Below are 22,017 nucleotides of genomic sequence, written 5' to 3'. Positions count from 1 at the left end.
GGGCTAAAGCGCCCGCCATGGTTTCGAGATGGTAGGGAAGTATCCTGGTTTCAGGCGGTTTCCCTGAAGTCGTGGTCATTGTCGTCGGGGCCGCCCATGGACATGTCGAGTGCGAAGCCATTTGCGCGGGCCTGCTGAGCATGGACGGTGCTGGTCGATGCAGGGCGACGGACTGGAGCAGCAGGCTTTGCCGCAGGACGGTGGGAGACCGCCGCAGCTGCAGGACGACCCGGCACCGAGCGAGCTGCTGCGGCAGCATTGGCACGCTCGACCTTGAAGAAGGCGATGCTGGCCTGTAGTTCTTCGGCCTGTGCGGCGAGTTCTTCCGAAGTCGCAGACATTTCTTCGGAAGCACCGGAGTTCTGCTGTGTCACCTTGTCGAGCTGCTGGATCGCTTCGTTGATCTGGCTGGCACCAATATCCTGCTCGCGGCATGCGGCAGAGATTTCCGCCACCAGTTCCGCCGTCTTGCGGATATCCGGAACCAGACGGTTCAGCATCTCGCCAGCTTCGGTCGCAACCTGAACGGTCTCGCCGGAGAGCGAGGAGATTTCGGCTGCTGCTGCCTGGCTGCGTTCTGCCAGCTTGCGAACTTCCGAGGCAACCACCGCAAAGCCCTTGCCATGCTCACCGGCACGTGCGGCTTCAACGGCAGCGTTGAGTGCCAGAAGGTCGGTCTGACGCGCGATCTCCTGAACGATGGAGATCTTGTCGGCGATGGTGCGCATGGCGACGACGGCACGACCGACAGCTTCACCGCTGGCTTCGGCGTCCTTGGACGACTGGCGAGCGATCTTCTCGGTCTGGGCAGCGTTGTCGGCGTTCTGCTTGATGTTGGCCGCCATCTCTTCCATGGAAGCGGAGGCTTCTTCGGCAGAGGATGCCTGTTCAGTCGCGCCTTGAGATAACTGCTCGGAAGACGAGGACAGTTCCTGGCTTCCCGACGAAACGTTGTCAGCGGCCGCCAATGCGTCGGCCACCACCCCACGCAAACGCTCCACCATCGATTGAAGCGCAATGCCGAGCGTATCCTTGTTGGAGAGCGGCTTCGGCGTCACGGTGAGGTCACCGTCGGCGATCTGGTTTGCGACAGTGGCGGTTTCGCGCAGGTTCGTGACCATGTGCAGCATGGCGTTGCCGAGCGTATCCCTGTCCGAAAGAGGCTTCACATCCTTGGAGAGATCACCAGCGGCAATGGTGCCCGCAACATCGGCGGTGGCACGCAGATTGACGACCATATTGCCCATGGCAATGCCAAGACTGTCTTTATCGGAGAGCGGCTTCACATCTTGGGAGAGATCACCCTGTGCGATATTGTTTGCGACCGCAGCCGTAGCACGGAGATTCGTCGTCATGACGTTCATGCTGTCGACAAGATCCTTGATCTCGTCATTGCTTTTGATTGCGATGTCCTGATCAAGGTCGCCAAGCGCGACGGCGCGGGAAGCGCGGATCGCCTGCTGCAATCCCCTGTTGATGCCAAGTGCAATCCATGTCGCGACCAGGATCGAGAGGATGATGATCGCTACGACGACGCTAATGAGAATTGTGCGAGATGTGGCATATTCCTCGTTGGTCGCTTCGTCCGTTGCCTTCAAGTCGGCAGCGATTTCGTTGTTCAGCGCTTCGAGCGTGCTCAATAGCGCGCGCGTTGCCTTTTCACCGTCGCCCATGGAGATCGCGCCAGCCTGGCGATTGCTTTCGGCTGTGTTCTCGGTTGCCAGACGCAGCACGTCTTCTTGCAGTTTTTCCCAAGCAGGAACGGCGGCCTTGAGCTCGATTACCTTGGCGTGGATTGCCGGATTGGTCTCTTTTTCAAGAGCTGAAGTGATCTGTCCGATCTTCGCGCGCTCGGTGCGTGCGGAGTCGACATAAGTTGAAATGCGAGCTGGATCTTCATTCAGCGCCGCGCTCTTTTCGCTAGCAATCGCATTCAGGATTGCGTCGGAGAGATCGCTTGAGTTGCGCAGATTGGCGGCGGGGCCCTGAACGATATCGGTCACTGCGGCATTAAGGGATGAAAGTTGGGTAATCGCCATGCCCGCCATGCCTGCTGACAGCAGAATGATGAGAGCAAAAGCAAGTGCAAGTTTGAGCTTAATCGTAAATCGCATCTTGATGGTGTCCTTGGATATGCCGATACGCCACGAAAGGGAGAAAGGCACTGGCTCTTTAAGGTTTGTTCGGGAATGGCAGTTGTTACTGGGGGCGAGGAGCCTGTGCTCGGTTGATCACAGGCTCCTCGAATATTTTAGGCACTCTCTCTGAAGTCCCGATCGTTATCGTCCGGTCCACCCATCGACATGTCGAGTGCGAAGCCATTGGCGCGGGCCTGCTGGGCGTGGACGGAGTGGGTCGGGGCTGCGCGGCGAACGGGAGCAGCAGGCTTTGCAGCAGGACGGTGGGAGACCGATGGAGCGGCGGGGCGAGCCTGTGCCGTGCGACCATTCGTGGTGGCACGCTCGACCTTGAAGAAGGCGATGCTGGCCTGAAGCTCTTCGGCCTGTGCAGCAAGCTCTTCGGAGGTCGCAGACATTTCTTCGGAAGCACCGGAGTTCTGCTGCGTCACCTTGTCGAGCTGCTGGATCGCTTCATTGATCTGGCTGGCACCGATATCCTGCTCGCGGCATGCGGCAGAGATTTCCGCCACCAGTTCCGCCGTCTTGCGGATATCCGGAACCAGACGGTTCAACATATCGCCCGCTTCGGTCGCAACCTGAACGGTTTCGCCGGAGAGCGAAGAGATTTCAGCTGCTGCTGCCTGGCTGCGTTCTGCCAGCTTGCGAACTTCCGAGGCAACGACCGCAAAGCCCTTGCCATGCTCACCGGCACGTGCGGCTTCAACAGCGGCATTGAGTGCGAGAAGGTCGGTCTGACGAGCGATCTCCTGAACGATGGAGATCTTGTCGGCGATGGTGCGCATGGCGACGACGGCACGACCGACAGCTTCACCACTGGCTTCCGCATCCTTCGACGACTGGCGAGCGATCTTCTCGGTCTGGGCAGCGTTGTCGGCGTTCTGCTTGATGTTGGCGGCCATCTCTTCCATCGAAGCGGACGCTTCTTCGGCAGAGGAGGCCTGCTCAGTTGCGCCTTGCGATAACTGTTCGGAAGAGGAAGACAGCTCCTGGCTGCCGGAGGAGACGTTGTCGGCTGCAGCGAGCGCATCACCCACGACGCCACGCAGGCGTTCAACCATCTTTTCAAGCGAGATGCCGAGCGTGTCCTTGTCGGAGAGCGGCTTTGGAGTCACGGTCAGATCGCCGTCGGAAATCTGGTTTGCGACATTGGCGGTGTTGCGGAGGTTGGCCGTCATCACGTTGATGCGCTCGACAAGATCCTTGATCTCGTCGTTGGTCTTGATTTCGACGTTCTGGTCGAGATCGCCAATAGCAACCGCTTCAGCAACCGTCATGATCTTGCGCAGACCGGTGTTGATGCCAAGCGCGATCCAGGTTGCAATGATCAGGCTTCCAAGGACAGCCGATGCCACCGCAATGATCATGATCAGACGAACCTGCTCATAGGTCGCCTGGCTCTCGGCGAGCGTTGTGTCGACCCGTTCAAGTTGAACCCGCACGAGTTCTTTGGTGTTGGTGCCGATAGTCTGCGCGAGGGCGCGCATCTGGCCGTTAGAAAACTCAATGGCGCTCTGCTTGTTGCTGGCTGCCAGCAGGTCCTTCAGCTTTACGGACTCCCCGCTGAATTTTTCAAAATTCTCTATGACGGCAACCCAATAAGGCTTGCCCTGTTCGGAAGCCTGCGAGAGGCCTGTGCGGGCAAGCTCAAGAGTGGTGACCAATAGGTCGTCCGAGAGTTTGGTGTATCGGTTGATGCCCGCAACATCGTTCTCAAGCAGGGCATTCTTCTGCTGGCGAATGATCTCGGAGAGATTACGGTCGATCTGCAGCGCGTATTGCAGGCGCTTTTCCGGGCCGTTTGCCAGGTCGCCAATCGCGTTGTTGACCGTGCCAAGGCTGTTGATGCTGTAGAACGACAGCGTAGCAAGGACCGTGAGGATGATGCCGAATGCCAGCGTCAGTTTAAGTTTAATCGTAAATCGCATTTTGCCCCCGTAAGTGATGCACAAGGCGCATCAGTGTTTGCTGGCCAAAAGATCCATTTTCTTTCAGTTCGCGGTGTCGTTCGTTATCATCCGCCCGGGCGGGCGAATGATATTTGCGCTCAAGCCTTTCGGCATCCTCTTGACCGTCGATCCCCCTCGACGGAGAGGGTCATACTTTTCCCAATTCCACGACATTGCCCTGAGCGATTGTCTTTCCGGGCATGCCCTCGCGCTGCGCCGAGAAGATCGCGATCAGGTTCGGCATGATGACGAACTCGGACCCGCGCTTGATCAGGCAATTGATGTAGTCTGGCCGCCACCGCATGCCGACGCTGGGCGGCGGTTCGCTGGCGGACTTGGAGAAGGTCGTCACTTCGTAGACCTTGTCGGTTCTAAGCCCGACCAGCGTCTGCTCACCCTCCAGAGAAAGCTCGATGACGATGATGCGGCTGTCGATGGTCTTTTCCGCCGCATGCATGCCGAAGGCGAGACGGATGTCTGCCAGCGGAATGACCTTGCCGCGAAAATTGATGACGCTGGACACGAAAGCCTTGGCGCCCGGAACGGCCGTTTCGGGCAGAAGGTCGAGTATTTCCTGAACCTGTGCGGCCTCGATCGCAAAGGTCTCGCCTTCGATCGAAAAGGTTAGAACTTCAATGTCTTGGCGTTCTGCCCAGAAGTCCTCGGGCTGTTTCAAAAGCGGCTGGTTCATCCGGCAATGCGCATCTGCGCCTCCTGTTGCTGCCCTGCCGCAACCAGATGTGCGACGTCGAGAATGAGAGCGACGCTGCCGTCTCCAAGGATGGTGGCGCCGGAGAAGGTCGCGACATCATGGTGCAGCTTGGACATGGCTTTGATGACGGTCTGGTGATCGCCGATGATCTGGTCGACGACCAATCCGACACGTTCCGAACCGGTGGAAATGACTACCACCTTCTGGAACTGGTCCGGCTTGGTGCCGCTCTGGAAAAGCTCACGCAGGCGGATGAACGGTACCAGGCTTTCGCGCAGCGAAATGAAGGACCGACCGCGAGATTTGACGTCGTCTTCCGGCGACAGTTCCAGGCACTCTTCGACTGCCGAGAGCGGAATGACGTAGCAGCCATGGCCGACACGAACGAGCAGGCCGTCGATGATGGCAAGTGTGAGCGGAATGGCGAGTGACACTTCCGAGCCTGCGCCCGGAGCACTGGTGATGTTGATCGTGCCGCGAAGCGCCTCGATTGTCTTTTTGACGACATCCATGCCGACGCCGCGCCCTGAGAGGTTCGTGACCTGAGCTGCTGTCGAGAAGCCTGGCTCGAAAATCATCTGCAGGAGTTCTTGATCTGTCAGGCTTGCGCCCGGTGCCACGAGCCCGGAAGATTCCGCCTTGGCGCGAACCCGCTCACGGTTGATGCCGCGACCGTCGTCCTTGATCGTGATGATGACGTCACCACCGGTCTGGCGTGCGACAAGCGAAACATGTCCGACTGGGTCCTTGCCAGCAGCAATGCGTTCTTCCGGTGTTTCCAGGCCGTGATCGCAGGAGTTGCGCACAAGGTGGACGAGCGGATCGGCAAGCCGTTCGATCACGGCCTTGTCCACTTCAGTGCTTTCGCCCTCGGTGATCAGCTCGATCTGCTTGCCGGTTTCGCGCGCCAGATCATGTGTCAGGCGGCGGAAGCGGCTAAATAGCTGGGCGATGGGAACCATGCGCAGGACCATCATCGTGTCGCGAAGCTCGCCCGAAAGACGCTCTACATCTTCTGAGACAGCACGCAGATGAATGTCGACACTGGTATTGGCAAGCTGCGACAAACGCGACTGGGCGATAACCAGCTCGCCGACGCGGTCCATCAACTCATCGAGCCGTTCAGCGGGGACGCGTACATTCTCTGCAGCTCTCCCCTGCTTGCCATCCGTGGCTGCCTGGACAAGCTGAGGATTGGCCTTGGCGGCTTCCTCGACAGGAGAAGGAGGTGGCACGATTTCCTGGGAAGCCGTAGCGTCCTCCACCTTCGTGATCTCGAGCTCCATGTCGTCCATGACGAAGATGAAGACATCGTCGATGGCGGAACGGGGCTGTTCGGTGGTCAGGGTTACGGACCAGCCGACATAAAGCTGCGTCGGATCGATTTCTCCAAGAGGAGGAATGGCACCTGTGTTGGCGACGACGGTGCACTCGCCGAGTTCGGTCAACTCATTGAGCAGGCCGAGCGGGTTGGTGCCATTCGCCATGGCGTTCTCAGGAAGGCGGAATTTGATGGTCCAGGTCGCACCAGAGGTTTTCGGCTCGGTAACAGCAGCGGTCGCCTTTGAAACCGATGGAGCAACAGCCTTGCTGCCGGCGCCTTCACCGACGGCCGCCTGCAATTTGGCCAGCAACCGCTCACCGGTTTCGGGAAAAGCAGTCGCAGGGTTGTCCACCAGGCGGCGCATATGGTCCTGAGCTTCCAGGACTGCAGCGATCAATTCGCTGGTGGCGGGAACTTCGCCCTTGCGAACGCGGTCGAAGGCCGTTTCGCAATGGTGGGTAAAGGCAGCGAGCGCCTCGAAGCCGAACATTGCGCCGGACCCTTTTAAGGTATGCAGACCGCGAAACACGGCATCAATCTGACTTTGATTGGATAGATCATGCAAAAGGTCGAGAAGCCCGCTTTCGATCTGCTCGAAAAGCTCTGCGGCTTCAGTCCTGAAAACCTGAATAGGGTCCAGCAGCGTCATTTACCGAGTACCTTTCTGACAATCTTGACGAGATTTTCCGGGTCGAACGGCTTGGTAACCCAGCCGGTAGCGCCGGCTGCCTTGGCGCGCGCCTTCATGTCGGCATCGGACTCCGTCGTCAAAAAGATGATCGGCACGCCGGTGTGGGCTGGAGACTGACGCAGCGATTCTATCATCTCCAAACCGTTCATGTTCGGCATGTTGAGGTCGGTGACGATGAGATCGAAGGGAGCGCTTTTCGCTTTCGCAAGTCCGTCAGCCCCATCGACAGCCTCGGTTACCTGGTAGCCGGCGTTAGTCAGGGCAATCTTCGTCGTCATGCGAATGCTTGCGGAATCGTCCACGGTAAGAATGTTGGCGCTCATTTAAATGTCCTTTCCATGCAGCCAGAAGAGGCGCGAAGCCTCGTCCATGTTCTCAAGAAAGCCGGCTCGCCCCAGCGTTTCCATGACGCTTTGGCCTGCTGGCTTTTTTAAAGTGATGAATTTGCCCTGCTCCCGGGCGTAAAGACGGGACGATTCAACAAGTTGAAGGAAACTTAGATCGACGGATGCGTCCTCTGGTATATCCAGCACAACCGCGCTGCTTTCCTGAAAAGCGGAAAGAAGGGTCTCGTGGATCGCGGCGATCCCCCTTATAGAGAGGGACGAGGGAAGAGTGACTGTTTCAGGGGTCATCGGCTTTCCTGGGTGTTTTCGGTTGGAACGCGCCCCTTGGGCGAAAGAGAAAGAGTGTCGTCGAGGCTGACGGCCAGGGCCGGCGGCTCGACATGCGCCTTGTTGACATGCGTCATCAGTTTCTGGATGGCGGGCCACTGCCGATCAAAGGCTGCGACGCAGTCGGGATCGAAGTGCAATCCGCTGTTTTCGCGGATGTGGTCTCTGGCAGCATCGATTGCCCACGCCTTTTTGTAGGGACGTTCGGTACACAGTGCCTCGAAGACATCTGCGACCGCGACGATCCGTGCGACGAGTGGGATGTCCTTGCCCTTAAGGCCGTTGGGATACCCAGTGCCATCCCATTTCTCGTGATGGCCGCCTGCGATCGCTTCGGCAACCTGCAGGAGGCGCGACGTGCCATTGCCGAGAAGGCTGACGCCGAACTCCACATGCTTGCGCATTTCCGCAATTTCGTCGGACGTCAGTTTGCCGGGCTTCTGCAGAATACAGTCGGCAATACCGATCTTGCCGACATCATGAAGCGGCGCCACGAGATAGATCATCCGGCAGGTTTCTTTATCGAGGCCGAGATCGGCCGCAATCAACTGGCTGATTTTGGCTACGCGAGAGATATGGTCACCGGTGGCGCCGTCGCGAAACTCGATCGCTCGTGCAAGGCGCCAAATAATTTCTTCTTCACGCGAAACGACTTCCTGCGTGGCGTGCGCCACCTCTTCTTCAAGCCGGGCGGCTTGACGCGAGAGTTCCAGATGGGCTTTGCGGAGCTGCACCAGATTGGTGGCGCGAGCTTGAAGTTCGATTGCATCGAAGGGCTTGGATACGAACTCTGTCGCGCCCGCCTCGATAGCGGCAATCAGCACTTCGCGCTGTCGTTCCGCAGTCACCATGACGATTGGCACGAGGTCATAATCGGGCGACTGCTTCAGTGCCTTAATAATGTCGATGCCCGTATGGCCTGGCATCATATAGTCGATGAAAAGCAGATCGACAGGATTGGCGAGACAATATGTCAGCGCTTCGTCCGGCGCCGTAAATGTAATAAGTTTAATACCCTCAATATTGCTCAACGATGATTGAAGAGCAAAGAGTGCGGACCGGCTATCGTCTACGAGTACTACCTTCACCGTGGCTCCAGGCATTCGACAGGGAACAGCATTCCGTTCTTCGGTTTTGAGGCCGGAGCGGGCGTTCTTAATGATGAGGACATTTGGGAGATTGGGCTTGCGTCATGCGCCCACTGCGACCGTCCCCTGCAATTCACAATGTCGGGAAAACACGGGATCGAGGTGCGGCTGTCAAAAAGGTATTTAATATAACGATGGTTAAAGTCGCGTTAAAAGGCGATCCAAGGGGTTTTTTATTTCCAAGCGAAAAACATCAATAGATAAAAGGATTTGAGTTTATATTTGACAATACGCAAATAGGTTTTCGCGGGTCTTAATACGCCGACGTCAAGGATGGAAGTATAAGCGCATTTCGAAAATATTTATGAGCATTGCGTCATATTGAGAAGGCTTTTTTATTTGGTTATATATTTTATGCTTGAAGTAGTATCGCGCACGCGATCCAATTTAGCAACGCGCCGTTGCCAGAGGGCGGACTCACAGGCGCGGAGCGTTCATTCCCGCAGATTCTATCTGAATGCTTCGCCTGATCATTCATTAAGTATCTGAAATTAATGAATATATTAAAGGATTAAAATTTCGTGTCGTGCCCGGTTGCACAATGAATATGATTCGCATACGGTCTTACGGCAACGTTTCAGTGAGGGAGGAGACTCATGCGCATTCGTTCTATCCTGACCGCTTTGGCGGCAAGTGTTATGCTGCCGGCGGGTATAGCCGGAGCGACAGATCTTGAAGTAACGCATTGGTGGACATCGGGCGGCGAAGCTGCTGCGGTGGCCGAACTGGCGAAAGCATTTGATGCAACTGGAAATAAGTGGGTGGATGGCGCGATTGCGGGTTCCGGCGGCACTGCCCGCCCGATCATGATCAGCCGTATTACTGGCGGCGACCCGATGGGCGCCACGCAGTTCAACCACGGACGGCAGGCTGAAGAGCTCGTTCAGGCCGGTCTGATGCGCGATCTCACCGATGTTGCCACAAAGGGCAAGTGGAAAGAGGTCATCAAACCCGCAAGCCTGCTCGACAGCTGCACCATCGATGGCAAGATCTATTGCGCGCCGGTGAACATCCACTCCTGGCAGTGGCTGTGGCTTTCCAATGAAGCCTTCAAGAAGGCTGGTGTCGACGTTCCGAAGAACTGGAACGAGTTCATCGCAGCAGGTCCGGCACTTCAGAAGGCGGGCATCCAGCCGCTGGCCCTTGGCGGTCAGGCGTGGCAGGCCAATGGCTTGTTCGATACTCTTGTCCTGTCGCTCGGCGGCAAGGATCTCTATGAAAAGGTCTATAAGGACAAGGATGCGGAGGCTGCTGCCGGACCGGAAATGGCGAAGATCTTCGCTGCCGCCGATGCTGCCCGCAAGCTTGCCAAGGGCTCTAATGTTCAGGATTGGAACCAGGCCACCAACATGGTCATCACCGGCAAGGCTGGTGGTCAGGTCATGGGTGACTGGGCGCAGGGTGAGTTCCAGCTTGCCGGCCAGAAAGCCGGGACGGATTATTCCTGCCTCCCGGGGCTTGGTCTCAACGAATATCTCACGACCGGTGGCGACGCCTTCTACTTCCCGCTCTTGAAGGATGAAGCCAAGTCCAAGGCGCAGGAGGTGCTAGCCGAGACGATCGTCGATCCCAAGACGCAGGTTGCCTTCAACTTGAAAAAGGGCTCTCTTCCGATCCGTGGGGACGTCGATCTCAATGCAGCCAATGACTGCATGAAAAAGGGTCTTGCCATTCTCGGCAAGGGCAACGCGCTGACCAGCACCGACCAGCTGATCTCGGCCGACTCGCAGAAGCAGAAGGAAGACCTGATGGCGGAGTTCTTTGCCAACGAGTCGCTGACCGCAGAGCAGGCGCAGAAGCGCTTCGCGGACATCATCTCTTCGGCAGACTGATTATCAATCGCAAGGCATCGGCGGGTTTACCGCCCGCCGATCTCGCGACACTTCGACAGGCGCAGGAGATCGTGCCTGACCGGATATCTTTGCAGCATTGCTCGCCAGATGTCCGAAGCAACGATTGATAGGAGGGCATATGGCAGTAAAGAGCCATTCGGGACGTCCAAACCAGCTATTTCGCAATCTTAATTCCAAGATTGCCTCCATCCCATTGATCCTGACGTCGATGGTCATTTTTCTTGGCGGTACGATCTGGACGATTGTTTATTCATTCACAAACTCCAAGCTCCTGCCGAGAACGACCTTTGTCGGATTCGATCAGTATGAGCGTCTGTGGGCTGCGCCACGCTGGATCGTTTCGATCCAGAACCTCGCCATTTACGGTGTCTTGTCGCTGATCTTCAGTCTGGTAATTGGCTTCCTGCTCGCCGCACTGATGGATCAGAAGATCCGCTTCGAGAACACGTTCAGAACGATCTTCCTTTACCCCTTTGCCCTGTCTTTCATTGTAACGGGCCTCGTCTGGCAGTGGCTGCTTAACCCGGAGTTCGGCATTCAGTCGGTTGTCCGTTCGCTCGGCTGGGAAAGCTTTACCTTCGATCCGCTCTATAACTCGCAGATCGTCATCTATGGTATCCTGATCGCGGCGCTCTGGCAGGGCACGGGCCTCGTTATGTGCCTGATGCTCGCAGGACTGCGCGGCATCGATGAGGATATCTGGAAGTCAGCGCGTGTGGACGGTATCCCCATGTGGAAAACGTACCTGCTCATCGTCATTCCGATGATGCGCCCGGTCTTCATCACCACGCTCGTAATTATCGCCAGCGGCATCGTCAAGGTCTACGACCTCGTCGTCGCACAGACGAGCGGTGGTCCCGGCATCGCCTCGGAAGTTCCGGCGAAATACGTCTATGACTACATGTTCCAGGCCCAGAATCTGGGGCAGGGCTTCGCTGCCTCCACCATGATGCTGCTCACCGTTGCCATCATCATCGTTCCATGGGCCTATCTCGAATTCGGGGGGCGCAAGCGTGGCTAACATCAGCACTCTCAACACAGTCGCTGCCGGTGCCGATGCCGTCTCGGATCAGTTGAGCGGCCCTCGCGGTCGTAAACCCCGCAAGACGCTGTCTCGCCGCAACATCATCCTTTATGGTACGCTGATCGTCGCAGCGCTCTATTATCTCCTGCCGCTTTACGTCATGGTCGTGACCTCGCTGAAGGGCATGCCGGAGATCCGTCTCGGCAATATCTTCGCGCCGCCGGTGGAAATCACCTTCGAGCCGTGGGTCAAGGCCTGGGCGAATGCCTGCACCGGGCTTAATTGCGACGGGCTTTCACGCGGCTTCTGGAATTCCGTGCGCATTATGATCCCGTCCACCATCGTCTCGATCCTGATTGCCTCGATCAGTGGCTATGCGCTGGCGAACTGGAAGTTCAAGGGTTCTGAGTTCTTCTTCTCGGTCCTGATCATTGGCGCCTTCATTCCCTATCAGGTCATGATCTATCCGATCGTCATCGTGCTGCGCGAAATGGGCATCTATGGCACGCTGACGGGCCTCATCATGGTTCATACCATTTTCGGCATGCCCATCCTGACCCTGCTGTTCCGCAACTATTTCGCAGGGCTGCCGGAAGAGCTCTTCAAAGCTGCGCGCATCGATGGCGCCAATTTCTGGCAGATCTATTTCCGCATCATGCTGCCCATGTCGATGCCGATCTTCGTCGTCGCCATGATCCTTCAGGTCACGGGCATCTGGAACGACTTCCTCTTCGGCGTCGTGTTCACAAGGCCTGAATACTATCCGATGACCGTTCAGCTGAACAACATCGTCAATTCGGTACAGGGCGTGAAGGAATACAACGTCAACATGGCTGCAACGCTGCTGACGGGTGCCGTTCCTCTTTTCGTTTACTTCGTTTCAGGCCGACTTTTTGTGCGCGGCATCGCCGCAGGCGCAGTCAAAGGGTAAGTTCATGAATAAAAGCGTTTCCATTCGGGATTTGTCTCTGTCGTTCGGCGCAGTCAACGTACTGTCCACGCTCAATCTCGATATCTATGATGGCGAGTTTCTCGTTCTTCTCGGCTCCTCCGGCTGTGGTAAGTCCACTCTGCTCAATTGCATCGCCGGACTTCTGGAGCCGACCGGAGGCCAAATCTTCATCAAGGATCGCAACGTCACCTGGGAAGAGCCGAAAGATCGTGGCATCGGCATGGTCTTCCAATCCTATGCGCTTTACCCGCAGATGACGGTGGAGAAGAACCTGTCCTTCGGCTTGCAGGTTGCGAAAGTGCCGAAGGACGAGATCGATCGTCGTGTCAAAAGAGCAGCAGGCATTTTGCAGATCGAGCCTCTCTTGAAGCGCAAGCCTGCCGAACTGTCCGGTGGACAGCGTCAGCGTGTGGCGATTGGCCGTGCGCTGGTACGAGATGTGGATGTGTTCCTGTTCGACGAACCGCTGTCCAACCTCGACGCCAAGCTGCGCTCCGAACTGCGTGTGGAAATCAAGCGCCTGCATCAGTCGCTGAAGAACACGATGATCTATGTGACGCACGACCAGATCGAGGCGCTGACACTGGCCGACCGTATCGCCATCATGAAAGCCGGCGTCATCCAGCAGCTGGATGATCCGGTCTCGATCTATAACCGTCCGAAAAACCTTTTCGTCGCGGGCTTCATCGGCTCGCCGTCGATGAACTTCCTGCGGGGTGAACTGGTCGAAAAGGATGGCAAGGTTGTCTTCACGACGAATGGCGTCAGCTTCAGCCTCGACGGTTATGAGGCTCTAGCACCGCTGAGCGCCAGCAGGCCCGCGGTTCTCGGCGTTCGCCCCGAGCATATTCGTGTGGACGCCGATATTACCGGCGGCGAGGTGCATGAAGCCGTAGTCGACATCGAAGAACCGATGGGTGCGGATAACCTCATCTGGTTGAAACATGCCGGCCATACGATCTCGGTGCGCGTCGGCGGCCATCGGCGTTTTGCCCCCGGAACCAGGGTCAAGCTCGGTTTCGATATGACCATGGCGTCCCTTTTCGATGCGGCAACGGAAGACCGCATCTGACCCTCTTATCTTCACCATTAGAGCCAAATGTCAGGAGAGACATATGACCAAACTCGGCTTTCAACTTTACAGCGCGCGCAATTTCCCGCCGCTTTCCGATATCCTTAAGAAGCTGTCTGCTGCAGGCTATTCCCATGTCGAAGGCTTCGGTGGCATCTATGCCAATATGGATGAGGCGGCACTCAAGGGTCTGCGCGCAGATCTGGACGCCAATGGTCTCACCATGCCGACGGGCCATTTCGGTCTCGACATGCTGGAAAATGATCGCGAACAGTCTCTGAAGGTTGCAAAGACGCTCGGCATCGAGGCGATCTATTGCCCTTACCTGATGCCTGATCAGCGCCCAAGCGATGCCGCAGGCTGGTTCGCCTTCGGAAAGCGTCTTCAGGAAGCAGGCAAGCCCTATCGCGATGCCGGCATTTCCTTCGGTTGGCACAATCACGACTTCGAGTTCGCCACGCTTGACGAAGGCTCCACGCCACAGGAGCAAATCCTTGCGGGCGGCCCTGATCTGGAGTGGGAAGCCGATATCGCCTGGATTATCCGCGGCAATGCCGATCCGCTCGCCTGGATCGAAAGCTATGGCAAGCGCATCACAGCCGTCCACGTGAAGGACATTGCGCCCGCCGGTGAAAACAAGGACGAGGATGGCTGGTCGGATGTCGGGCACGGCACCGTCGATTGGAAGGGCCTTGTCGCGGCTTTGAAGAACACAGCCGTGAAGTATTACGTGGTCGAGCATGACAATCCAAGCGACGCTGACCGCCTGATCACGCGCTCCATCGAAGCGTTCAAGTCCTACTAAAACACCGCGGTGAGTAGCTCGTCGCAATCACCGCTTTATTTTCACGGGTGCCCGGCCAACGAAGCCCACTATCGTCTGGCCGGATACCATCATCGAGACCACTTCGGAGTCACCCATCATGGCCAAGGAACTTGGCGTCGGCATCATTGGATGCGGCAATATTTCAACCACATACTTCTCGCTGTCTCCGCTCTTTAAAGGGCTCAAGGTGCTTGCCTGCGCTGACCTGAACAGAAGCGCCGCGGAACTTCGCGCCGAGGAATTCGGCGTTAAGGCGCAGTCTATCGAAGAACTGCTTGCGAATGACGAAATTGACGTCGTCGTCAACCTCACCATTCCGGCTGCGCATTTCGAGGTGTCCAAGGCCATTCTCGAAGCCGGTAAGCACGTCTATTCGGAAAAGCCTCTCGTGCTCAGCCTGGAAGAGGGCGAGGAGTTGCGCCGGATCGCGAAGGAAAAGAACCTCGCGGTCGGCTGCGCACCAGACACTTTCCTTGGCGGCGCGCACCAGCTGGCTCGCAAGCATATCGACGAAGGCGGCATTGGCCGCGTCACCTCGGGCACATGCCATGTGATGAGCCCCGGTATGGAGATGTGGCACCCCAATCCCGGATTTTTCTTCCTGAAGGGCGGCGGTCCGATCCTCGATCTCGGCCCATATTACATCGCCAACCTGATCAACCTCATCGGTCCGGTGAAGCGTGTTGGCGCTTTGACCTCCATGGCAAACCCGACGCGTACCGTCACCAGCCAGCCGCTCAACGGCCAGGTAATCCCTGTCGAAACGCCGACAAACATTCATGCGCTCCTGGAATTCGTCAACGGCGCGACGATTACGTTGTCGGCAAGCTGGGATGTCTGGTCTCACCGCCATGCCAACATGGAGCTCTACGGCACCGAAGGCTCAATCTATGTGCCTGACCCGAACTTCTTTGGGGGCGTGGTGGAGGCCAGCGGTCGCGACAAGGACATCAAGCCGCTTGAAGACTGGGCCCATCCCTTCGGCGTCTCCAACCAGGAAAGCCCGAACGGCCCGCGCGCCAACTATCGCACGGCCGGCCTCGCAGACATGGCGATGGCGCTGATCGAAGGCCGGGACGCCCGCTGCTCGCTGGAGCGCTCGCTCCACGGCATCGACGTCATGACCTCAATCCTGAAATCCGGCGAGGAAGGCCGCTTCATCGAACTGACGACCACCTGCACCCAGCCTGCGGCGCTCGGCATCGAAGAAGCGCAAGCTTTGCTGCGGTAGTATCGGCTGCATTCGAGGAGCCCTTGTCGCTGGCAAGCTCTTGTGAAGAACGGCTGCCACCGGGACGGCGATTTCGCCCAGGTGGTCGGTCATATGGACCGGTGTCGCTTGATCGAAAGCCTCGTCTGCGGCGAGAGCGAAGATGAAGCGCATCCTGACCAAGGATGCGCTTCAAGCCAAAGGATACGCTTCTAAAACTTCCTGCTCACCGAGAGCGTGAAGTTTCTGCCTGCCATCGCCGATACGCCGTCGGCGAGATAGGGGCTGTAGAATTTATCGAAGATGTTTTCTATGCCGGCCCTGATTTCCGTACCCGCCATGAACCCTTCTTTCGGCGTCCACTCGAGAAGCAGTCCGTGGACGCCGTAGCCTCCACTTTCAGGCCTCGCGTAAAAATGGCCTGTGCCTTGATAGTAAGGTGTGTGCTTCTGTCGGGCGACAAACTGTCCCGTCCAGCGCAGTGACAGATCCGAGTCTGGAATTCGATAGCCCAACGAGGCATTCACCGTCAGCGGGGTCATATCGCCGGGGTAGGTTTTCCCGCCGTAAATGTCGTTGATTGCGCCTTTGCGTGAGCCATTCATGATGGAAAGACCGAGGCTGCCGAATACGGTGTCCGAGTCATAATCCGCATTCAATTCCAGCCCGTAGATCCGATAGGATGGCGTGTTCCAATAGAACGGCACCGGGCCTGTCACATTTGCCAGATTGGCACTGCCAAACCGTCGGGTCACGGGATCGGTCACGTGATTGTAAAATCCTGATACAGAGGCGGTTAGAGTATCGCCGGTACTCCATAGATCGTAGAACTCCTGGGAGACCCCCACATTGAATGCGTTGTTGCGTTCTGACTGAAGATCTCTTGATGTCGCGGATGCCTTCGTTGCGATGCTTTGGGACGAGTAGAGTTCGTCGATAATGGGTGTCCGCAGGGCGTAGGCCCAGTCGATAAACAGCGTTGTGGACGCCGTTGCTTCCCAACGGGCGCTGAGCGCTGGCGTGAGACCATTGTAAGAAACTGCGGAGTAATCGTGGCCAGCCGCCGGGTTGTTATATATCGGCGCGGTGTTGGGTTTTCCCTCCATCCGAACGTGGTCGAAACGAAGTCCCGGAGTGATGAACACGCCGTCCGTTACTTCGACTTCATCACGAATGAAGGCTGAGATCGATGCCTGCGTGCCCTCTGGTACGATCCAGGATGCATAGTAGCCGTAATTATAGTTCGGATTAGCCCTGTTCGCGACGTCGTACATCCATGTGTCACGGTCTTGCCTGCCGATCTGGATGCCGTAGTTCAAGACGTGCGGCATATCCAGGATTTCCAACCTGGACGTGTTCTCTGCTTCGAATTTGATGTCTGAGTATTGAGCATCATTCTCTTGACCGCCAAGGGATGCGCCCGGCGTAAATCCTGGAATGATCGGGCGCGTGCGATGCAGGCTTGTGGAGGAGAAGCTTGTCATCGCTTTGAAGTTCACGAGGTCGCTTTCGCCGTCATATCGATATTTGAGCGTGGCTGAAAAGTCGTCCAAGTCTCGCGCAGCCAGTGCCCGCAGGCGGGCCTGCTGTTTCCCATACCGGTCGATACTCGACTGGCTGACGGCAAGACCGCCGCGTACGGCTGCCACCGGTCCCCAATCGTCGGAGCGTCCGTAGGTTACGGAAGCGCGAAGCTCGTGACCATCGTAAGCAGCGCCACCATTAGCGGTAAATGTCGTGAGCCGATCGTTGGAGGCATCATAAACCTCCCCGCCGCCGACGCGCATATTGCCACTTTTGCGCCAGGTCCCCGACATCAGCCCGTCATAGGTCACCGGTGTGTCGAAATCGGATTGCCCATAGATCACGGCACTCCCTGTCCGCTGATTGTTCGCGGTTTGATAGCTTCCTTTCGTCCAGCCTCCGAAATTTTGGCCGAGCTTTAACATGTCCCTCGCCGTCTTTGTTTCCATCAGGATAGTGCCGCCAAAACCGCCATTCCCGTAGCGAACGGATGTTGCACCCTTCTGAAGATCGACGCGCTTTAAGATTTCCGGCTCAATAAAAATGGAGCCCTGATCATAGAGCTCGAAATTCTTCGGAGCACCATCTAGCAACACTCTCGTGTCGGATGGTCGCGCAAATCCGCGGATGACGGTCTTCTGTCCCTGCAATCTTACGCCGCCGGCAGTCGCGACACCCGGTGTTCGCTGTAGCAGTTGCGGAAGCGTGCTGGCTTGGGAACGTTCGATATCGGCTGAATCATAGGTTGCATTGCCAGGAGCACTTTCGTTGAACTCGCGACCTCTGATGACGATGGTCTTAAGTGTCGTGGCTCCGTCTGACGATGAGGGCTGGCTCGGCTCAGGCGCCAGCTCGATCTTTATCGTATCCGTAGAAATGTAACGATAGACCAGCCCCTTGCCTGACAGGAGGACCTCGAGCGCACGGCGTGCGTCCATCTGCCCTTTGATCTCCGGGCTCATTTTGCCTGTCGTGATCGAAGAATCGAAAAGAATTTGCAGCCCAGATTGAGAGCCTAACCGGTTGATCGCCGAGCTAAGGGAGCCTGCTGGAATGTCAAACGTATCCAGCTTCGCCGGCTGTGCAAAGGCATTGACCCCACCCCCAAGTGCTAAGCCGATAAGCAACGTCGGCAAAATATAGCTTCGACCTCTCGGTCGAATGTTGATGTGTCCACGGTCCATGGGGAGTCTCCGGATATTGGATGTTTTCATCCCCGGGACGAATGAAGCTGAGTTTTCAGGACATGTTTTCTGAAATTTTTTTGCCGGTTCTGTCAGCGCAGTATGGTGAGATAAGGCGTGACCTTGAGCAGCTTGATATCGAAAGCTTTAGCGAAAGACTGAAGAGCTTTGTCAGGATCGCTCATATCGAGGCTGCCGGACACCATCTTGCTCCGCAGTTTTCCGTTGGCGACCAAGATTTTTCCCGGGACGTATCGACTGACAGTCTCGATAACGTCCGTAACAGGTTGGTCTTCGAAAACCAGCCTTCCGCTCTGCCATTCAGTGACGGACTGTGGGTTGATAGGAAAAACATCGCTCATTCCAGACGCGGAAGCGTAATTAACGCCCTGATTCTCTTTGACGACCTGCATCTGATCTTCACCGCTGAGGCGCACAGCGACACTGTGCCGGACGACGGCCACCTTCGTTTCGGTTTCGAGCATGTTGACGTCGAACGCTGTGCCCAAAGCTGTGATGGTCGCGCCGTTCGCCTCTACGACGAAGGGCCTTTTTGGATCTGACGCAACGTCAACGAGCATCTCTCCGCGCATTAAGACGACGCGCCGCTCGTGTTGCGAGAACCGAAATGCAATGGCAGAGTTGGCGTTGAGCACGAGGTTGGAACCGTCGGGGGCTGTGAACGATGCTTGCTCAGCGATTTTCGTGACGCGATCTGCTCGTAAGTCTATAAAGGCATCCGTAATATAGAAATAGGAGCCGGCCGCTATTCCGATCAGGACAATGATGGAGGGCAAAATGGTCCTTGAACGTTGCTTGGATTTTGGCGGGAACTCAAAACCGCTTTCTCTTGCCGAAAGCCGTTTCGCATCGCCTACAAGACAGCGTAAACGCTCATAAGCTTTCGCATTGGCTTCGTCTCCGGCGACCCAGACTTCGAAATCCTTCTGAAGCTCTTCATCGTCTGGTCGGTCCCGCAACTCCAGGAGCCAATCGACCGCTTCCTCTTCAGCATTTCCGTTAAGATTCGGATGATTGCTCAAAGTGTTGGCTCCAGTCTTTGGAGGCAGTGCAGGTACGCTTTGCGCAGATGGCGATCGACCATATTCTTCGTCAGTCCGCTCTTCTTCGAAATCTCGGTCGATGTCAGTCCTCCGACCGCACTGGCAAGAAATACACGGCGCCGCTGCGACGACAGGTCCATGATTGCCAGTTTCAGAAGTGCGAGCCTTCGACCGATGTCCGCGGTGTCTTCAGCGCTGTGGCGAGCGTCCGCTACACTTGCAGCCTCCTCGGAGTTGCCGGCGAATAACCGCTTTTCGAAGTTCATCCTTCTGAAGTGATCTATGCCCAGATTAATACAGGCACGAATGAGGAATGCCTTTACCGCCGACTTGTTTTCCGGAAGCCGTGGCTTTCCCATGAGACGCACATAGATATCGTGCACGATATCTTGCGACGCGAGAGGCGAGTGACCACGCTTTCGCATGGCGCGACAAAGGTCGTCATAATAGGCTTCCATCGCCTCATTGATCTGAGATTGGGAAGCAGGCTTGCTCCACATGGGTAAGTGTCCGACTACTGGGTGCGTTGCGCTCTCATAGAACGGAAATCACACTCCGGCAACAAAAGATGACTTTAAAAATCATGTTATATATTGTGTACGTCTGGTGAAAGCGAGAAGGCTTTTTCCGGCTTCACAAGCTCCATCCTTTGCTCTAGAAGCCCAGTCGTTATCCGGTCGCAGCCCACCCGGTCAAAACAAGGGATCTCAAATTATGAAAACGATCGTCATCTGCTCCGGCGGATTGGACTCCGTTTCGCTCGCGCACAGAATTGCAGCGGAACATGAACTACTCGCTCTTTTGTCTTTCGATTATGGCCAGCGCCACAAGAAGGAACTGGACTTCGCCAGCGCATGTGCTGCGCGTCTCGGCGTGCCGCATCATGTTATCGATATCCGCACCATTGGTGCTCATTTGACGGGCTCGGCTTTGACCGACGATGTCGAGGTGCCGGATGGGCATTATGCGGAAGAGACCATGCGGTCCACCGTGGTGCCGAACCGCAATGCCATCATGCTCACCATCGCTTTCGGCCTGGCGGCCGCGCAGCAGGCGGATGCGGTAGCGATTGCCGTTCATGGCGGCGATCACTTCATCTATCCGGATTGTCGTCCGGGCTTTATCGACAGCCTCAACACCATGCAGGCCCATGCTTTGGAGGGCTATGCCAAGGTGGAGCTTTACGCTCCCTACGTCATGGTGTCCAAGGCCGATATCGTCACCGATGGGGCGAAGCACGATACGCCATTTGCCGAGACATGGTCTTGCTACAAGGGTGGTGCGCGCCACTGTGGCCGCTGTGGCACCTGTGTCGAGCGGCGCGAGGCCTTTCATCTGGCTGGCGTGACGGATCCCACCGATTACGAAGACCCGGATTTCTGGGTGGCCGCCACCAGTGCCTATGCGGCGCGGGAGGTGCGTTGATGTTTCGCATCACCAAGGAATTTCATTTTTCCGCCTCGCACCAGCTGAAAGGGCTGCCCGCCGATCATCAATGTGCACGCCTCCACGGTCACAACTACATTGTCGAGGTAGAGCTTTCCGGTGACGAGCTGAACGAGCACGGCTTCGTGCGTGATTACCACGAGCTGGCGCCGCTGAAGCGCTATATAGACCACTGCTTCGACCACCGGCATCTGAACGACGTTCTCGGCCACGACATGGTGACTGCGGAGAGGTTGGCGCAGCATTTCTACACCTGGTGTAAGGAGCGACTGCCCGAAACGAGTGCCGTGCGCGTCAGCGAGACCGCCAAGACATGGGCAGAGTATCGACCGGCGGCTGCGCGATGAGTGCGGCTGTCGATGCGCCGCGCGGCCTGCCGATCCGGATCAGCGAAATTTTCGGCCCGACCATTCAGGGCGAGGGGCTGTTGATCGGCTTGCCGACCGTCTTCGTTCGCACAGGAGGATGCGACTATCGCTGCTCCTGGTGCGATACGCTGCATGCCGTGGATAGCGATTATCGGGAAGACTGGAAGCCGCTCTCCGTCGAAGCCATCTGGGGGGAGGTCGAGAAACTCTCTGGCGGAAAACCTCTGACGATTTCGCTATCCGGCGGCAATCCGGCAATCCAGCCGCTTGGACCGTTGATCCGCAAGGGCAAAGACGAGGGATATCGCTTTGCGCTGGAGACTCAAGGCAGCATCTCCAAGGACTGGTTCTCTGACCTGGACTACCTCGTACTGAGCCCCAAGCCGCCCTCCAGCGGCATGGAAACGGATTGGCAGGCCTTCGAACACTGTCTGGAGGCTGCTGGAACGGCACCTCAACTCGCGCTGAAGATTGTCGTTTTCGATGACGCCGATTTTGCCTTTGCGCGGGACGCGGCGTCGCGCTTTCCCGCAGTCCCTGTCTATCTCCAGCCCGGCAATCACACCCCGCCACCGCCCGACGACGATGATGCGCGGGTGGATGTCGACGGCATTATGGATCGCATGTTGTGGCTGGTGGAAAAGGTCGTGTCCGAGCGTTGGTTTGAAGCGCGTGTGCTGCCTCAACTCCATGTCTTGCTCTGGGGCAATCGCCGCGGCGTTTAAAGCAAGGCGTGCACATACATGAAGCGATTTTGCGATCTCGTCATTCCGATAGGCAAGAACTCCGAGAACGCTTTGGCAACGGTAAAAAGATAGCAGCCTGCTCTCAGTCGCAGTCGCTACAATGCGCGCCTGC

Annotated in this window: 18 protein-coding genes and 2 pseudogenes; 9 read left to right on the top strand and 11 right to left on the bottom strand. The window is 56.9% G+C overall.

Translation table 11 applies throughout. The annotated features are described in order from the left end of the window. Window positions 1-50: 50 nt before the first annotated feature. The 8 genes and pseudogenes from QE408_RS02660 to QE408_RS02630 all read right to left on the bottom strand — a co-directional run. Window positions 51-1,586: pseudogene (locus QE408_RS02660) on the bottom strand (methyl-accepting chemotaxis protein); the annotation flags it as partial. Between the two features lie 21 nt (window positions 1,587-1,607). Further along, a pseudogene (locus tag QE408_RS23060) lies at window positions 1,608-2,114 on the bottom strand (MCP four helix bundle domain-containing protein); the annotation flags it as partial. A gap of 137 nt (window positions 2,115-2,251) precedes the next feature. Then, on the bottom strand, window positions 2,252-4,066 hold the full coding sequence (locus tag QE408_RS02655; RefSeq protein WP_306928308.1) for a methyl-accepting chemotaxis protein: 1,815 nt from the start codon (window positions 4,064-4,066) through the stop codon (window positions 2,252-2,254). Between the two features lie 169 nt (window positions 4,067-4,235). Beyond that, window positions 4,236-4,778 carry a chemotaxis protein CheW gene (locus QE408_RS02650; protein ID WP_306928306.1) on the bottom strand — a complete coding sequence of 181 codons (543 nt, stop codon included), beginning with the start codon at window positions 4,776-4,778 and terminating at the stop codon, window positions 4,236-4,238. Further along, window positions 4,775-6,772: a chemotaxis protein CheA gene (locus tag QE408_RS02645; RefSeq protein WP_306928304.1), complete on the bottom strand. Its 1,998-nt coding sequence runs from the start codon at window positions 6,770-6,772 to the stop codon at window positions 4,775-4,777. Before QE408_RS02645 ends, QE408_RS02650 begins: the two co-directional genes overlap by 4 nt. Next, on the bottom strand, window positions 6,769-7,137 hold the full coding sequence (locus QE408_RS02640) for a response regulator (protein WP_112357843.1): 369 nt from the start codon (window positions 7,135-7,137) through the stop codon (window positions 6,769-6,771). Before QE408_RS02640 ends, QE408_RS02645 begins: the two co-directional genes overlap by 4 nt. Next, window positions 7,138-7,449, bottom strand: a complete 312-nt coding sequence (locus QE408_RS02635; protein WP_306928302.1) for an STAS domain-containing protein — start codon at window positions 7,447-7,449, stop codon at window positions 7,138-7,140. Then, window positions 7,446-8,576, bottom strand: coding sequence for an HD domain-containing phosphohydrolase (locus QE408_RS02630; protein ID WP_306928301.1), 1,131 nt, complete (start codon window positions 8,574-8,576; stop codon window positions 7,446-7,448). Before QE408_RS02630 ends, QE408_RS02635 begins: the two co-directional genes overlap by 4 nt. Window positions 8,577-9,232: 656 nt before the next feature. On the opposite strand from QE408_RS02630, the gene QE408_RS02625 reads away from it, so the two are divergent. From QE408_RS02625 to QE408_RS02600, 6 genes are all read left to right on the top strand, one after another. Further along, window positions 9,233-10,468, top strand: coding sequence for an ABC transporter substrate-binding protein (locus QE408_RS02625; protein ID WP_306928299.1), 1,236 nt, complete (start codon window positions 9,233-9,235; stop codon window positions 10,466-10,468). Between the two features lie 139 nt (window positions 10,469-10,607). Next, entirely contained in the window at window positions 10,608-11,510 is a 903-nt protein-coding gene (locus QE408_RS02620) for a carbohydrate ABC transporter permease (protein ID WP_306928297.1), read from the top strand. Then, window positions 11,503-12,444 carry a carbohydrate ABC transporter permease gene (locus QE408_RS02615; protein WP_306928296.1) on the top strand — a complete coding sequence of 314 codons (942 nt, stop codon included), beginning with the start codon at window positions 11,503-11,505 and terminating at the stop codon, window positions 12,442-12,444. Before QE408_RS02620 ends, QE408_RS02615 begins: the two co-directional genes overlap by 8 nt. Window positions 12,445-12,448: 4 nt before the next feature. Then, complete coding sequence (locus QE408_RS02610) at window positions 12,449-13,537, top strand: ABC transporter ATP-binding protein (RefSeq protein WP_306928295.1); 1,089 nt, start codon at window positions 12,449-12,451, stop codon at window positions 13,535-13,537. Between the two features lie 43 nt (window positions 13,538-13,580). Beyond that, on the top strand, window positions 13,581-14,342 hold the full coding sequence (locus QE408_RS02605; RefSeq protein WP_306928293.1) for a sugar phosphate isomerase/epimerase family protein: 762 nt from the start codon (window positions 13,581-13,583) through the stop codon (window positions 14,340-14,342). Between the two features lie 118 nt (window positions 14,343-14,460). Beyond that, the gene (locus QE408_RS02600; protein WP_306928291.1) at window positions 14,461-15,594 is read left to right on the top strand and encodes a Gfo/Idh/MocA family protein; all 1,134 of its coding nucleotides are present in this window, start codon (window positions 14,461-14,463) and stop codon (window positions 15,592-15,594) included. A 191-nt stretch (window positions 15,595-15,785) separates the two neighbouring features. On the opposite strand, the gene QE408_RS02595 is transcribed toward QE408_RS02600, so the two are convergent. From QE408_RS02595 to QE408_RS02585, 3 genes are all read right to left on the bottom strand, one after another. Further along, entirely contained in the window at window positions 15,786-18,281 is a 2,496-nt protein-coding gene (locus QE408_RS02595; protein ID WP_306928289.1) for a TonB-dependent receptor, read from the bottom strand. Window positions 18,282-18,373: 92 nt separating this feature from the next. After that, on the bottom strand, window positions 18,374-19,324 hold the full coding sequence (locus tag QE408_RS02590; protein ID WP_306928287.1) for a FecR family protein: 951 nt from the start codon (window positions 19,322-19,324) through the stop codon (window positions 18,374-18,376). Further along, window positions 19,321-19,845, bottom strand: a complete 525-nt coding sequence (locus QE408_RS02585; RefSeq protein ID WP_306928286.1) for an RNA polymerase sigma factor — start codon at window positions 19,843-19,845, stop codon at window positions 19,321-19,323. Before QE408_RS02585 ends, QE408_RS02590 begins: the two co-directional genes overlap by 4 nt. Before the next feature lie 214 nt (window positions 19,846-20,059). On the opposite strand from QE408_RS02585, the gene queC reads away from it, so the two are divergent. The 3 genes from queC to queE are packed head-to-tail and all read left to right on the top strand — an operon-like array spanning window position 20,060 to window position 21,884. Next, window positions 20,060-20,770 (top strand): 7-cyano-7-deazaguanine synthase QueC, encoded by a 711-nt coding sequence (gene queC, locus QE408_RS02580; RefSeq protein ID WP_306928284.1) that lies wholly within the window; start codon window positions 20,060-20,062, stop codon window positions 20,768-20,770. Then, a complete protein-coding gene (gene queD / locus QE408_RS02575; protein WP_306928282.1) occupies window positions 20,770-21,138 on the top strand; it encodes a 6-carboxytetrahydropterin synthase QueD in 369 nt (122 codons plus the stop codon). The genes queC and queD overlap by 1 nt, the downstream gene beginning before the upstream one ends. After that, window positions 21,135-21,884 (top strand): 7-carboxy-7-deazaguanine synthase QueE, encoded by a 750-nt coding sequence (gene queE, locus QE408_RS02570; RefSeq protein ID WP_306930162.1) that lies wholly within the window; start codon window positions 21,135-21,137, stop codon window positions 21,882-21,884. Before queD ends, queE begins: the two co-directional genes overlap by 4 nt. The last annotated feature ends 133 nt before the right edge of the window (window positions 21,885-22,017 follow it).

The organism is Agrobacterium larrymoorei, assembly GCF_030819275.1.
Lineage (GTDB): Bacteria > Pseudomonadota > Alphaproteobacteria > Rhizobiales > Rhizobiaceae > Agrobacterium > Agrobacterium larrymoorei_B.
Note: the sequence above shows the minus strand (reverse complement) of the source record. Positions and strands in the feature narration are given on the sequence as shown.

What these genes read in the sequence shown, in the direction of transcription:
- QE408_RS02655 (WP_306928308.1), bottom strand. Translation starts at nt 4,066, where the DNA reads ATGCGATTTACGATTAAACTTAAACTGACGCTGGCATTCGGCATCATC.
- QE408_RS02650 (WP_306928306.1), bottom strand. Translation starts at nt 4,778, where the DNA reads ATGAACCAGCCGCTTTTGAAACAGCCCGAGGACTTCTGGGCAGAACGC.
- QE408_RS02645 (WP_306928304.1), bottom strand. Translation starts at nt 6,772, where the DNA reads ATGACGCTGCTGGACCCTATTCAGGTTTTCAGGACTGAAGCCGCAGAG.
- QE408_RS02640 (WP_112357843.1), bottom strand. Translation starts at nt 7,137, where the DNA reads ATGAGCGCCAACATTCTTACCGTGGACGATTCCGCAAGCATTCGCATG.
- QE408_RS02635 (WP_306928302.1), bottom strand. Translation starts at nt 7,449, where the DNA reads ATGACCCCTGAAACAGTCACTCTTCCCTCGTCCCTCTCTATAAGGGGG.
- QE408_RS02625 (WP_306928299.1), top strand. Translation starts at nt 9,233, where the DNA reads ATGCGCATTCGTTCTATCCTGACCGCTTTGGCGGCAAGTGTTATGCTG.
- QE408_RS02620 (WP_306928297.1), top strand. Translation starts at nt 10,608, where the DNA reads ATGGCAGTAAAGAGCCATTCGGGACGTCCAAACCAGCTATTTCGCAAT.
- QE408_RS02610 (WP_306928295.1), top strand. Translation starts at nt 12,449, where the DNA reads ATGAATAAAAGCGTTTCCATTCGGGATTTGTCTCTGTCGTTCGGCGCA.
- QE408_RS02605 (WP_306928293.1), top strand. Translation starts at nt 13,581, where the DNA reads ATGACCAAACTCGGCTTTCAACTTTACAGCGCGCGCAATTTCCCGCCG.
- QE408_RS02600 (WP_306928291.1), top strand. Translation starts at nt 14,461, where the DNA reads ATGGCCAAGGAACTTGGCGTCGGCATCATTGGATGCGGCAATATTTCA.
- QE408_RS02595 (WP_306928289.1), bottom strand. Translation starts at nt 18,281, where the DNA reads ATGGACCGTGGACACATCAACATTCGACCGAGAGGTCGAAGCTATATT.
- QE408_RS02585 (WP_306928286.1), bottom strand. Translation starts at nt 19,845, where the DNA reads ATGTGGAGCAAGCCTGCTTCCCAATCTCAGATCAATGAGGCGATGGAA.
- queC (WP_306928284.1), top strand. Translation starts at nt 20,060, where the DNA reads ATGAAAACGATCGTCATCTGCTCCGGCGGATTGGACTCCGTTTCGCTC.
- queD (WP_306928282.1), top strand. Translation starts at nt 20,770, where the DNA reads ATGTTTCGCATCACCAAGGAATTTCATTTTTCCGCCTCGCACCAGCTG.
- queE (WP_306930162.1), top strand. Translation starts at nt 21,135, where the DNA reads ATGAGTGCGGCTGTCGATGCGCCGCGCGGCCTGCCGATCCGGATCAGC.